Source organism: Microbacterium schleiferi (assembly GCF_020781975.1).
Classification (GTDB): Bacteria; Actinomycetota; Actinomycetes; order Actinomycetales; family Microbacteriaceae; genus Microbacterium.
The window spans coordinates 217,296-230,488 of record NZ_JAJGNI010000006.1; the positions used below are offsets into that span (position 1 = coordinate 217,296).

The 13,193-nt window shown below is 67.0% G+C and carries 12 protein-coding genes and 1 tRNA gene; 12 read left to right on the plus strand and 1 reads right to left on the minus strand.

All coding sequences use genetic code 11. The features are described from left to right. Positions 1-4 precede the first annotated feature (4 nt). The 9 genes from araA (at position 5) to LL236_RS09225 (ending at position 8,040) form a co-directional block, all read left to right on the plus strand. Positions 5-1,507 carry an L-arabinose isomerase gene (araA, locus tag LL236_RS09185; RefSeq protein WP_228178444.1) on the plus strand — a complete coding sequence of 501 codons (1,503 nt, stop codon included), beginning with the start codon at positions 5-7 and terminating at the stop codon, positions 1,505-1,507. A gap of 53 nt (positions 1,508-1,560) precedes the next feature. Next, a complete protein-coding gene (locus LL236_RS09190; RefSeq protein ID WP_228178445.1) occupies positions 1,561-2,523 on the plus strand; it encodes an aldose 1-epimerase family protein in 963 nt (320 codons plus the stop codon). Between the two features lie 44 nt (positions 2,524-2,567). Then, a complete protein-coding gene (locus tag LL236_RS09195) occupies positions 2,568-2,945 on the plus strand; it encodes a DUF5684 domain-containing protein (protein ID WP_228178446.1) in 378 nt (125 codons plus the stop codon). An 85-nt stretch (positions 2,946-3,030) separates the two neighbouring features. Next, positions 3,031-3,651: an asparagine synthase gene (locus LL236_RS09200; protein ID WP_228178447.1), complete on the plus strand. Its 621-nt coding sequence runs from the start codon at positions 3,031-3,033 to the stop codon at positions 3,649-3,651. Between the two features lie 88 nt (positions 3,652-3,739). Further along, a tRNA-Arg gene (locus LL236_RS09205) sits at positions 3,740-3,812 on the plus strand. Positions 3,813-3,937: 125 nt separating this feature from the next. Next, positions 3,938-5,128 (plus strand): CaiB/BaiF CoA transferase family protein, encoded by a 1,191-nt coding sequence (locus LL236_RS09210; protein ID WP_228178448.1) that lies wholly within the window; start codon positions 3,938-3,940, stop codon positions 5,126-5,128. Further along, positions 5,115-6,290, plus strand: a complete 1,176-nt coding sequence (locus LL236_RS09215; protein ID WP_228178449.1) for an acyl-CoA dehydrogenase family protein — start codon at positions 5,115-5,117, stop codon at positions 6,288-6,290. Before LL236_RS09210 ends, LL236_RS09215 begins: the two co-directional genes overlap by 14 nt. Positions 6,291-6,448: 158 nt before the next feature. Beyond that, positions 6,449-6,910: an Hsp20/alpha crystallin family protein gene (locus tag LL236_RS09220; protein ID WP_228178450.1), complete on the plus strand. Its 462-nt coding sequence runs from the start codon at positions 6,449-6,451 to the stop codon at positions 6,908-6,910. Positions 6,911-7,008: 98 nt separating this feature from the next. Next, positions 7,009-8,040, plus strand: coding sequence for a DUF2804 domain-containing protein (locus LL236_RS09225; RefSeq protein ID WP_228178451.1), 1,032 nt, complete (start codon positions 7,009-7,011; stop codon positions 8,038-8,040). A gap of 112 nt (positions 8,041-8,152) precedes the next feature. Here the strand turns inward: LL236_RS09225 and LL236_RS09230 are convergent, their stop codons facing one another. Next, positions 8,153-8,596 carry a MarR family winged helix-turn-helix transcriptional regulator gene (locus tag LL236_RS09230; protein WP_228178452.1) on the minus strand — a complete coding sequence of 148 codons (444 nt, stop codon included), beginning with the start codon at positions 8,594-8,596 and terminating at the stop codon, positions 8,153-8,155. Positions 8,597-8,639: 43 nt separating this feature from the next. Between LL236_RS09230 and LL236_RS09235 the strand changes: the two genes are divergently transcribed. From LL236_RS09235 to LL236_RS09245, 3 genes are all read left to right on the plus strand, one after another. Further along, on the plus strand, positions 8,640-10,478 hold the full coding sequence (locus tag LL236_RS09235) for a DUF2207 domain-containing protein (RefSeq protein ID WP_228178453.1): 1,839 nt from the start codon (positions 8,640-8,642) through the stop codon (positions 10,476-10,478). Positions 10,479-10,608: 130 nt separating this feature from the next. After that, on the plus strand, positions 10,609-11,820 hold the full coding sequence (locus tag LL236_RS09240; RefSeq protein WP_228178454.1) for an MFS transporter: 1,212 nt from the start codon (positions 10,609-10,611) through the stop codon (positions 11,818-11,820). A 417-nt stretch (positions 11,821-12,237) separates the two neighbouring features. Next, complete coding sequence (locus tag LL236_RS09245) at positions 12,238-13,110, plus strand: hypothetical protein (protein WP_228178455.1); 873 nt, start codon at positions 12,238-12,240, stop codon at positions 13,108-13,110. Positions 13,111-13,193 lie beyond the last annotated feature (83 nt).

The following is a 13,193-nucleotide window of genomic DNA, read 5'->3' on the forward strand; positions in this document are numbered from 1 at the left end:
CCTCATGACTTCTCTCAACACCTTCGCGACCCGCGAGGTCTGGTTCGTCACCGGCAGTCAGAACCTCTACGGCGAAGAGACTCTCCGCCAGGTCGCCGAGCAGTCCCAGGCTGTTGCTGCAGGGCTCTCGGAGCTGCCCATCCGCGTCGTCTGGAAGCCCGTACTGAAGGATGCCGACAGCATCCGTCGCCTGGCACTCGAGGTGAACGCCCGTGACGAGGTCATCGGGATCATCGCGTGGATGCACACCTTCAGCCCCGCCAAGATGTGGATCGGCGGGCTCGATGCGCTGCAGAAGCCACTCTTGCACCTGCACACGCAGGCCAACGTCGAGCTGCCGTGGAGCGAGATCGACTTCGATTTCATGAACCTCAACCAGGCTGCCCACGGCGACCGGGAGTTCGGGTACATCCAGACTCGCCTGGGCGTTCCTCGCAAGACCGTCGTCGGGCACGTGTCGAACCCGGCAGTTCGCGGTCAGATCGAGACGTGGCAGCGCGCAGCCGCCGGCCTTGCCGCCGCGCGTTCGCTGAAGCTCGCGCGCTTCGGAGACAACATGCGCTACGTCGCCGTCACCGAGGGTGACAAGACCGAGGCTGAGATCCGCTTCGGCGTGCAGGTCAACACGTGGGGCGTCAATGAACTCGCGGATGCCGTGGCTGCCGCATCCGACGCGCAGATCGACGCCCTCATCGACGAGTACGAAGAGCTCTATGAGATCGTCCCTGAACTGCGCCGCGACGGGGAGCGCCACCAGTCGCTGCGTGACGGGGCGGCGATCGAGGTCGGGCTGCGCTCGTTCCTGGAGGCCGGCGGTTTCGGCGCCTTCACGACGAGCTTCGAAGATCTCGGTGCGCTCAAGCAGCTGCCCGGTCTTGCCGTCCAGCGCCTCATGGCCGAGGGATACGGATTCGGCGCCGAGGGCGACTGGAAGACCGCGATCCTCGTGCACGTCGCGAACGTGATGGGCGAGGGGCTTCCCGGCGGCGCAAGCCTCATGGAGGACTACACCTACGACCTCGTCCCCGGCGACGAGAAAATCCTGGGTGCGCACATGCTCGAGGTCGCTCCGACCCTGTCGAGCCAGAAGGCCAGCCTGGAGATCCACCCGCTGGGCATCGGCGGCAAGGACGACCCGGTGCGCCTGGTCTTCACTGCCGACCCCGGCCCCGCCGTCGTCGTCGCGATGAGCGACATGCGCGACAGGTTCCGCCTGGTCGCCAATGTCGTCCAGAACGTCGCAGCGCCCGATCTTCCCAAGCTCCCCGTCGGGCGGGCCATCTGGAAGCCGGCGCCCGACTTCGCCACTTCGGCGGCGTGCTGGCTGACGGCGGGAGCCGCCCACCACACCGTGATGTCCACAGCTGTCGGCATCGAGGTGTTCCGCGACTTCGCCGAACTTGCCGAGACAGAGCTGCTCGTCATCGACGAAGACACCACGGTGCGTGGCTTCCAGAAGGAAGTTCGTTGGAACCAGGCTTACTACCGCCTCGCCCAGGGTCTGTGAGCGCGGTCGATGTGCCCGAGGCGGTAGCTGCCGGCGTCAGGCAGACTGGCGATATGAACGATGAGTCTTCGGCCGTGATCCCGGCATCCGGAACGCAGTACATGATCACCGCTGGCGACTACGAGGCAACGATCGCAAGCGTCGGTGCAACCCTTCGGAGCCTCACGTACCGTGGCCGGGACCTTGTCGTCCCTTTCGAGCCCGACATTGTGCGGCCCTTCTTCCGTGGAGCGACGCTTGCGCCCTGGCCCAATCGCATCGTGGATGGCCGCTACGCGTTCCGCGGGCGCTCCTACGAGGTCGCGCTGACCGAACCGGGGCGCGGCCAGGCCCTGCACGGCCTCGCATCGTGGCTGGATTTCACGCCGGTCGAGACCGCCGAGAGCTGGGTGACCCTCGGAGCCACGATCGAACCGCAGCAGGGGTATCCGTGGCGTATTCGTGTCGAGACGACCTTCGCTCTCGGTGCTGACGGCCTCACCCAGCGGGTGAAGGCGACCAACCTGAGTCATGACTTCGCGCCCTGGGGGACGGGCCCGCATCCGTACCTCGTCGCCCCGGGCGACCTGGATGACTGGACTCTCACGCTTCCGGCAGCTCAGGTACTCACGGTCACCCCCGACCGGCTCTCGCCAGTCGGGCTCCAGCCGGTGACAGCGGATGCCGAACGCTTTGACTTCCGTGAGCCGAGAACCCTCGGCGCTGTGATGATCGACCACGCCTACACGGATCTCGTGCGGGACCGCGACGGACTCGTGACGGCGCGGGTGACCGATGCGCAGGGTGTGGGTGCAGCGATCACATGGGACTCGCGGTGCCCGTGGGTTCAGGTCCACACGGCCGACCAGCCCGGCGGGCCGGAAGCGCCGGGTCACCGAGCGGGCCTCGCTGTCGAACCGATGACCTGCGCCCCGGATGCCTTCAACGATGACCGCTACCCGTTCGACACGGGGCTCGGTGTGATCGCACCGGGTGACGCGCACAAGGCGTCGTGGCGGATCGCCGCGGTTTCCTGAGAGTTAGCTGGAAGAGCGGGTCGCTTTCGCCCTAGGCTGTGGCCATGCTCGCAACCTCCATCACCGACCAGGCCAGTGTGTCGTCCCTGTGGACGACGTCGATCTTCGGGCTGGTGATCTACGTCATCGTCGTCGTTGCCCTGTGGCGGGTCTTCGCAAAGGCGGGGTGGCCCGGCATCCTGGCGATCATCCCGATCGTGAACATGTTCATCCTCGTGAAGATCGCCGGATACTCAGCTTGGCTCGGGCTGCTCTACTTCATCCCCATCGCCAACGTGGTGCTGGCCATCATCGTGGCGATCAAGGTCGGTGAGAACTTCGGCAAGGGGGGCGCGTTCTCCTTCTTCCTGCTGTTCCTCTTCCCCTTCATCGGATACCTCATCCTCGGCTTCGGTGACGCCAGGTACGCCAAGCGCGCCTGAATCTGATCCCATCACCCTCGCGGGCGCCGGCCATGGGTCGGCGCCCGCTCTCATGCCCCGATACCCTCTACCCAGGAGGTTGCGGATGGGCAGGACGGCCGATGCGATCGCTGAGGGCGTCATCATCGCCATCGCGGCGGCGCGTCTGAGCATCCGAAACCGGATTCTGGTCGACGCGATTCGCAACGACAGCGCCTTCTCGGTTGACGCCGTGAAGCCGTTCGCCCGGCAGACTCTCGAAGCGCTCGCCGATGAGCAGTCGGCAGCTGCAGATCGCGCCCGGGCCGACTGGCGCCGCGCGTGGGGGAGGCAATCCGACCCGAGCGGGACGCACGACTACCGAGGGCGTGACTCCCGGAATCTGCGGCGGCGCGCCCGACAGTACACGGGGGTTGCCAAGGAGCTCCGTGAGAGGGCAACCGACGACGCGGCACTCGAGCAGCTGATCGAGCAAGCGCGCGATGCCGCGTGGGGCGATGTCGAATCGAACCTCGAGCGGCGCCTGATCGTTGAGGCGATGCGACCGGATCTGGATCCCGACTACGCGTCGATGCGCGCAGCGCGGATGCAGTCGATCAGGCTCATCGACCTGCCGCGCCTCGCATCGCACCAGCGCAGACTGAGCAGCCCGGCGGCGGCGGCGCCGATCGTTGATACCGACGACTCCGGTCCGGTTCCCGACGGTGAGAGACCCGAGGGAGGGTGAGTCTCGGTGCGGTCTCCCGCGATTCGCTGTCTGAGGCATTCGTGGGGTAATCTGGACGCTGGTTTGCTCGCGGAAATGAGCGGACCATGCGCCCGTAGCTCAATGGATAGAGCATCTGACTACGGATCAGAAGGTTAGGGGTTCGAGTCCCTTCGGGCGCGCACTGTGTTGAGACAGTGATGAGGTCCCTGAGCCCTACGGCTCGGGGACCTTCTTCGTTTCCCGACGTCCAGGGAACTCCCTCGGTAGGGTTGTCTCACTCTCACCGGGAAGAGCGAGGAAGCGGATGCCTGGTCCGATGCCCCTGGACGGCGTCGTCGTCGCCGACTTCAGTCGCGTGCTCGCAGGACCGTTGGCGGCATCCACTCTCGCCGACCTCGGTGCCGACGTGATCAAGGTGGAGCGCGCCGGATCCGGAGACGATACTCGGCGGTGGGGCCCGCCGTGGACCGCTAACTCCTCCTCCTACTTCGAGTCGGCCAACCGCGGGAAGCGCTCCATCGCGCTCGACTTCGGCGACCCCGCGGATCTCGACCTGGCGTGCCGACTGGTCTCACGCGCAGACGTCGTCGTCGAGAATTTCTTGCCCGGCACCCTCGAGCGGTTCGGGCTCGACTACGAGAGTGCGCGTGCGCGCAATCCCGCCATCGTCTATGCGTCGATCACGGGGTTCGGTAGCAAGGCCGGCGCCCACGCGGCTGGCTACGACTTTCTCGTGCAAGCGGTGGGCGGTCTCATGGACATCACCGGGCCGCCCGGATCCCCATCCAAGGTCGGCGTTGCGATCGTCGATGTGCTGACGGCTAAGGATGCCACGGTCGCCATCCTCGCTGCCCTGCACGAGCGTTCCCGGAGCGGGCTCGGGCAGCACGTCGAGGTCGCTCTTCTCTCGAGCCTGCTCGCGGCGCTGGTGAACCAGGCCTCGGGGTTCCTCGCGACGGGCCACTCTCCGCGCTCGCTCGGTAATCGGCATCCGTCGATCGCGCCCTACGAAGCTCTCGACACCGGCGACGGCGTTCTCGCGCTCGCCGTAGGAAACGACCGGCAGTTCGCGCGGCTGTGCGAGGTTGTGGGAGCCCCCGACCTGGCGACCGATCCGCGCTTCGTCACCAACGCGCAGCGCGTTGCCCACCGGGATGAACTGGCGGCAGCACTCGAGGCGCGCCTGCAAGCCGACGCCGCGGCATCGTGGACGACGCGGCTGATGGATGCCGGGGTGCCGGCCGGCACGATCGGCAGCGTCGCCGACGGCTTCGCTCTGGCAGAGCGGCTCGGCCTTGAGCCTCGGGTGCCGGTCGAAGGCGGTACCGACCAGATTCGATCTCCGTTGCGGTTCACGCGGACACCGATCCGCGGGTACGAACGCCCGCCGCGGCTCGATGAGCACGGTGACGAGATCCGCCGGTGGCTTGCCGGCCCCGATCCGACCGGTCGCGCGAGTGACCTGCCCCAAGGAGAAGCCCGTGGCATCCAGTGATGACGTGATCGACGTCGCCGACATCGACGCGCTGCTCAGCGACGACGAGCGCGCCACGCGTGATGCGGTCCGCGCCTTCGTCGAGCGGCGCGTGATTCCGCACGTCGGTGACTGGTTCGAGCGGGGCGAGATCGATGATCTGCGGGGCCTCGCGAAAGACCTCGGTCAGCTCGGGGTGCTCGGCATGCACCTCGAGGGATACGGGTGCGCGGCTATGTCGGCCACCGAGTACGGCCTGGCATGCCTCGAGCTCGAGGCTGCGGACTCTGGCATCCGTTCGCTCGTCTCGGTGCAGGGGTCGCTCGCGATGTACGCGATCTGGCGGTGGGGGAGCGAAGAGCAGAAGAATCAGTGGCTGCCCGGGATGGCGGCGGGGGAGATCGTCGGATGCTTCGGTCTGACCGAACCGGATGCCGGGTCCGACCCCGCGAGCATGCGAACGCGAGCCCGACGCGATGGTGACGATTGGGTGCTCGAGGGTCGCAAGATGTGGATCACAAATGGGTCGGTCGCGGATGTCGCTGTCGTTTGGGCGCAGACCGAGGGTGGCATCCGGGGGTTTCTGGTTCCGACTGACTCCGCGGGGTTCTCAGCGCCGCAGATCCAGCACAAGCTGTCGCTGCGCGCATCCGTGACTTCCGAACTGGTGCTGGATGCGGTGCGCCTGCCCGCGGATGCCGTGCTCCCGGAGGTCCAGGGACTTCGGGGTCCGCTCAGCTGTCTGAACGAGGCGCGATACGGTATCGCCTGGGGCGCGCTGGGTGCAGCGCGATCGGCACTGACCGCCGCCCTGACCTACGCCGCGGAACGGACGCAGTTCGGCAAACCGATCGCCGCCTTTCAGCTGACGCAGCAGAAGCTCGTCGACAGCGTGGTGGAGTACTCGAAAGGTCTGCTTCTCGCGCTCCACCTTGGTCGCCGCAAGGATGCCGGCGCGCTGACTCCGCAGCAGGTGAGCCTGGGCAAGCTCAACAATGTACGGGAGGCGCTGGAGATCTGCCGCACCGCCCGCACGATCCTCGGCGCAAACGGAATCTCCCTCGAGTACCCCGTCATCCGTCACGCCGCGAACCTCGAATCAGTGCTGACATATGAGGGCACCGTCGAGATGCACACCCTCGTGCTCGGGCAGGCGATCACGGGCATTCCCGCGTTCCGCTGAGACGTTCTTCGTGTTCGCCGAGAGCGAGCCTCTCGTGCGCTCGGATATCTGGCACTCGAATGGTGAGAGTGCTAATCTGAGATCAGTTGAGTCGAGGTGACTCAACTTCTAGAACTCGGTCGGATGCCGCATCCGGCCCCGCTCATGAAGGAGACGAGATGGCAAACTATGACCCGCTCCGCGAGATGGAGCGATTCGCGAACGCACTCTTCGACGGCAACCGGCGCGGACCGCGCCAGATGCCGATGGACCTCTACCGTGACGGCGACCACTACGTCCTCTCGGCCGACCTTCCGGGCATCGACCCGGGCTCGGTCGACGTGGATGTCGACGGTCAGCTGCTGACGATCCGCGCCGAGCGCACACTGACGTCGCAGGAAGGCGTCAAGTGGATCACGCGCGAGCGTGAGGCCGGCAGCTTCCTGCGTCAGCTGAGCCTCGGTCAGGGGATCGACACCGAAGGCATCGCCGCCAGCTACGCGCACGGCGTGCTGACGGTCACGATTCCGGTGAGCCCCAAGGCCAAGCCGCGCAAGATTGACATCGCGACCGACGCGCCCTCGACGATCACGGTCGACGAGTCCCACAGTGAGATCCAGGAGGCCGGCGCCAGCGCCTGACCTGCTCTCCAGAAGCCCCCGGCCCGAGAACGGACCGGGGGCTTCTGCGTGCTCGCTCGGGCGCGAGGATGAATAGTCCCGCATCTAGGCTGGAGCGCGTGTCGACGACGACTCGTTTCCCCAAACAAGACTCTCGCAGTGAGATCACGGCTCCGGTCGAGCTCACCCTTCCCGACGGTCGCCTGAACCCCGCGGCTCTCGGCTGGGCGCGCTCCCCACTGATCCGGACCGGCGGGATTGGGCCGCGCCGGTTCTGGGGGCGCAATAAGCGCTGGGAGTACTGGAACATCATGACGCCGCGATACATCGTGGGTCTCACCGTGTCAGCCATCGACTACGCCGCGGTGCACGAGGTGTGGATCTTCAATCGCGACACCCGCGAGGCTGTCCATCGCGCGGCCACCGTGCTTCCCGCTCGCGGGGTCAGCCTGCCGCCAACGCTGGGTCAGGGTCCCGCTTCTGCCCGGGCCAAGGATCTTCGGATCGAGGTCACGGAGGAGCCAGACGGCGTTCGGATGCGAGTCGAGGTCCCACGCGCATCCGTCGATGTTCTCGCCGAGAAGCCTGCGGGGCACGAAAGTCTGGCCGTCGTCGTGCCCTGGACTAAGCGGCGCTTCCAATACACGGTCAAGGATGTCGCGCGTCCCGCACGTGGCACGGTGACGGTCGACGGCACGGTGTACGACCTGCCGGCTGGCGAGTCGTGGGCGGTGCTGGACCACGGTCGCGGGCGATGGCCGTACGACATCACCTGGAACTGGGGCGCGGGATCGGGCCGCTACCAGGGCAGCGTGATCGGGATCCAGGTCGGCGGAAAGTGGACCGACGGCACCGGCGCCACCGAGAACGCGTTTTTCATTGATGGACGGATGCACAAGATTCACGAGGACCTGACCTGGGAGTACGACCAGGCAGACTTCCTGCGTCCGTGGTCAGTGCGCGGCGGCGGTCTTGACGCCCGATTCGTCCCGTTCTATGACCGTGTCGCGCGAACGAACCTCGGCATCATTGCGGCGGCGACGGATCAGTGCTTCGGCGTGTGGTCAGGGGCTTTCACGACGGCTGGCGGCGAAGTCATCCCGTTCGACGGTGTCGAGGGGTGGGCAGAACACGTCCACAACCGTTGGTAGCGGATCACGCCCGGGATCGCCTGCCGCGCCGTTTGCAGGATGAACTGGCGCCGAGGTCTAGAAGAGAGTCGAGACTCCGGGTCTCGTCCTGCGTTCGGCCCGGATGCAGGCTTCAGCAGTCTGACGCGCGGGGGCCGCGGAGCTTCGAGGTGAGCGTGCGGAGCTGTTCGAGTTCGGTGTCGCTCAGGGTTGACATCCGTTCGGCGATGGACCTGCCGTGAGCTGAGGCGACCTTGCGAAAGAGACCGGCACCCCGATCGGTCGCGGTGACCACCGCGCCGCGGCCGTCGTCCGGATCCGAGCACTTGGTCAGCAACCCCGAGGCGACCATCCTGTCGACCAGGCGCGAGACACTCGGCTGGCTGATCAGCATGTTGGATGTCACATCGCGCAGGCGCGCCGACATCCCCGGCGCGCGGGTGACGGTGAGCAGGACGTCGTACTCGCCCTGCGTCAGTTCGCCGACGATGAAGTCGCCACTGATCTCGGCTAGCACTTCGTGTTGCGCGCGGAACAGACTCTCCCAGGCGTCGATCGCCAGTCGCCGGTCCGTCATGCACACCAGAGTACGACCATGCCGGCGCCCGTAGGCTGATCACATGTCAGCTCGGATCCTGACGCGGCGGGCCGTCGGCGCCGCCGCGGCCGCCGCCCTTGCTCTCGTCGCCCTGGTCGCGTGTTCGGTGAGCGTGTCGTTCGGCGACGAGGCTGCCGCTGTGTCGACAGACGTCAACGACTTCGTCTTCGAGAGCATGGCTGCCGACTACACCCTGGGCCGTGCGGACGATGGAACCAGCACGATGACCGTCGTCGAGACATTCGTCGCGGTCTTCCCGGAGTACGACCAGAACCGCGGGATGCGCCGCATCCTGCCCGACTCGTACCTTGGTGCCCCGCTGCACCCTCAGCTCGTGTCGATCACCGACGCCGAGGGAGCCCCGCGGCCCGCCGAGGTCGAGAGCGAGGACGGGGTCTACGTCATGACCTCGCGCGCCGACGACTACGTGCGTGGCGCGCAGACCTACGTCTTCACCTACACGCTCGAGAACGTCGCCCGCTTCTTCGACGACACCGGGGTGGACGAGCTCTACTGGAACGTCAATGGTGTCGACTGGGCCCAGCCCTTCGGGTCGGTCTCGGCGACGCTGCATGTGCCGGCAGAACTCGCATCCGCACTCACGGGGGCGGAGTCCTGTTACGTCGGTGCGGCAGGCGCTACCGACCAGTGCCCGATCGCCTCGACGACGGATGCCGACGGCGGCGTGACAGTCACGGCATCCGCCGCCGACGTGCTGGCCTACGAGACCGTTACGATCGCCGTGGCCTTCGACGCCGACACCTTTGCGTCCTTCGACAGCTCGTACGTCGCGTCGCCGTTCGGATGGCTGCAGGCTCTCGCGTTTCTCGGCGTGATCGGTTCGTTCGTATGGGCGATCGTCTTCCGGACCAGGATGCTGCGCGACGAGCCCGGGCGGCCGACGATCATCGCCGAGTTCAACCCGCCGCCGCGGATCGACGCGCTGGAAAGCGCGGTGCTGCTGGGAAAGACGACCAAGGCGATCCCGGCTGAAGTGCTCGAACAGGCGGTCGTCGGCAGCATTCGGATCGAGGAAGCCGGCCGCAAGCTCTTCGGCGGTCTGAAGCTCAAGGCGGTGCTGCTGGATCCCTCGCGCGCTGACGGTGACGGCTTCCTGCTGCTCCAGGGACTGTTCCCGCACATGACACCCGGCGAGGAGTACGAGTTCGGATCGAACGACACGCGGCTCTCTTCCGCTGCGCGCCGCATCATCAAGGCCGCCGAACGGGAACTCGACACCCGAGGACTTCGGCGTGCGGTTCCCAGCGGCTCGCGGTTCTGGCCGATGTTCGGGTCGATCGTGTTCGGCATCCTGACGATCGTGTTCGGGTTCCTCGCGCTCGGCGCGTTCGTGGACGCTACCATCCCTGTGCTCCTCATGATTCCGGCGTTCGTCATGATCTTCGTGGTCGCACTCCTCGTGTCCCGGAAGCCTCTGACCGCTGCCGGCGCCGAGACCCGCGATCATCTGAAGGGCCTGCGGATGTTCATCGAGTGGGCCGAGGCTGACCGGATCCGGATGCTGCAGTCGCCGCAGGGTGCCGAGCGGTTCGCTGTGGACGAGGCCGGCGCGCGTGTGGATCCCGCGAATCCTCGTCAGATGCTGCGGATCTACGAGACCTTGTTGCCGTATGCCGTGGTCTTCGGCCAGGAGGAGGAATGGGCAGAGCATCTCGCTGTGCTGTATGACCAGACCGGTGTTCCCGGCTGGTACGTCGGCACGGCGGGATTCAACGCAGCGGCGTTCTCTTCGGGCATCTCCACCCTCTCGACGACGACCACCTCGTCCACCTCGGGTGGTTCCAGCGGTGGCGGGAGCGCCGGCGGTGGTGGCGGCGGTGGTGGCGGCGGCGGAGTCTGATTCGCTCCGCGCCGGGGTTCAGGGCAACATGGACGAAATCCTCCGCTGATAGAGTCCGACCCACAACAGTTCATCAGCGGGCGGGCGACGTCATCCGGGTCGGGGGATGCGTCGGAAAGAGATTCCGTCTGTGACCGATCCGTCGTCGGGGCGTTCTGCCCTTGCCGCCTACCGCGCCCTGCCATCTCTCGCCGGCTGGGGCTATCTCATTGCGACGTCATTCGGACGCCTCCCGGTGTCCATGGTGCCGCTTGCCATCCTGACCCTCGCGACCTCGGCGACCGGTTCAATCGCGGTCGGAGGAGTCGCCGCCGCCGCGACGGCGCTCGGGGAAGCGGTCGGAGCCCCCGTCGGCGGCGCCCTCTCTGACCGGTGGGGTCAGCGCCGCGTCCTCATGATCGGCGTCGTCGTCAATGTCGCATCCGCCGTGGCCTTCGTCCTCACCATCGGGAACGTGCCCGACGGTGTCGCTGTCGCGCTCGCGGGATTGGCTGGTCTCTCCCTGCCGCAGGTCGGACCTCTCTCGCGGGTGCGCTGGCTCGCGATGTCGCGCGAAGACGTCTCGGCGGCGTTCGCGTTCGAGGGCGTCGTCGATGAGGTCGTCTACATCATCGGTCCGGCGCTGGTGGGGATCGTCGCGGTGGCGCTGTCCCCGCAGGTCTCGCTGCTGGCGGCGGCAGCGCTGATCGCGGTGTTCGTGACGCAGTTCGCTCTCCACCGCACCGCCGCACTGGTGCCGCGCCGCGACACGAAGCCGGATGCCGAAGCCGTAGAGGTGGCAGAACCTGGCCGCGCTCGCTGGGCGATGGCGGCCCTCGTGCTCGGAGGCATGCTCGCGATGGGCGTGTTCTTCGGGGCGAGCCAGGCGGGGCTCACGGCGTTCGCGCAGGCTCAGGGGATGCCTGATGCGGGTGCGCTCTTCTATGCCGTGATGGCAGTCGGTTCAGCGGTCACGACGTTGGCGATGGTCGCCCTCCCGCCCTCGATCGGGCCCTGGACGCGATGGATCGGCGCAGCCGTCGGCATGGCGCTCGGTGGCGTCGGCATGACCCTTGCCCCGACCGTCCCGATCGTGCTGCTGTTCGCGGTGTTCGCCGGCGCCTTCCAGGGGCCGGCGCTGCTCACGCTCTACGGCGTCGCGGGCTCCATCGTCGAGCGCGGCCGGGCGGGAGTTCTCATGACACTCACCGGCAGTGGGGTGGTGTTGGGTGTCGGCATCGGTACCGCGGCCGGTGGCGCCGGAGCCGCGACCGGGGGCGCCGCGGTCGCGTTCAGCCTTGTCGTGGCGGCATCCGTACTGCTTGCCCTGCTCGGCGCTGTCGGGCGGCTCGTGCGTCGCTGACTGAGCTGGCGCCGGGGCGTCGCGCAGGCACAAGTAAGGGCCGGTCGGAGAGGCTTCCGACCGGCCCTTGTCCCTTGCACCAAGAGTGTCCTGCAATCACATGCCGGTAGCTGCCACAGCAAAACAACTACCGTGCAAGCACTCTATAACGGTGAGGTAACGGAAGGGAAGACCTCGCCGTTATCTTTTTGTGATTCACAGCTGACGCATGATTCGGTCAGGCTTCGTGGAGCTTTCGTTCAGGATCAGCACCCAGACTCGGAAACTTGTGTGCCGTCCCGAGGCACTCTCTTTCCGGGCCCACTGGTGCTGCCCGCTTGATTCTCCGATCAGGAAGCCACTGAATTCGTGCGTCAACGCTCATCGTCAACTCCTTTCCTCTCCCGCCCTCGTGCCCGTGCTCTGACTGCAGCTGCCATGGGTGTGACCCTGCTGCTGGGTGCCTCATCGACGGCCGCATTCGCGGACACACCCGCCCCCGCGAGTGCGTCGACACTCGGCGGTGAAGCGCCCCCGCTTCCCGCATCCATCCAGACGGAGGCATCCTCTGTTCAGTCCCTGACCTCGGATGCCGAGGCGGCTCTTGCCGCCGCCGCGACGGTGGTTGCTGACGCCGATGCTCTGAACGAGGAGGTTGCGGCATCCGGGCTGACGGTCGAAGCTCCGACAGTCGTGTCGGTATCGGCGGTGGACGTGGCAACCGCCGACCTCGAGGGCCTGGATCTTCTGCCGGTCGTGCTGCTGCCCTCGCTCACCTCCGCGGTGACGGATGCTGTTGCCGATGCGCAGGCGGACATCGACGCACTGCGTGAGCGACTCGCTGCTGCCGTCGCCGCCGAAGAGGCGCGCCGGGCTGCGGAGGAAGCCGCCGCCAAGGCCGCGGCTGAAGAGGCCGCGCGCGTCGCAGCCGAGGAGGCGCGCCGAGCCGCTGCCGCTGCTGCTCCGGCCGTATCCGGTCCGGTCGCTTCGACCGGTGACAACTCCCCGGGTGCGGCGCAGGCCGCTGCCCGTGACATCATGGCGTCGCAGTACGGCTGGGGTGACGGTGAGTTCTCGTGCCTCGTGTCGCTGTGGAACAAGGAGTCTGGCTGGAACTACGCCGCCTACAACGGTTCCAGCGGCGCAACCGGTATCCCGCAGGCGCTGCCGGGCAGCAAGATGGCGTCAGCCGGTGGCGACTGGGCCACTAACGCCGTCACGCAGGTGCGTTGGGGCCTTGGTTACATCGCCGGGCGTTACGGCTCGCCGTGCAACGCCTGGGGACACTCGCAGTCAGTCGGCTGGTACTGATCGCGGGGCACAAGTAAGGGCCGGTCGGAGAGGCTTCCGACCGGCCCTTGTCCCTTGCACCAAGAGTGTCCTGCAATCACATG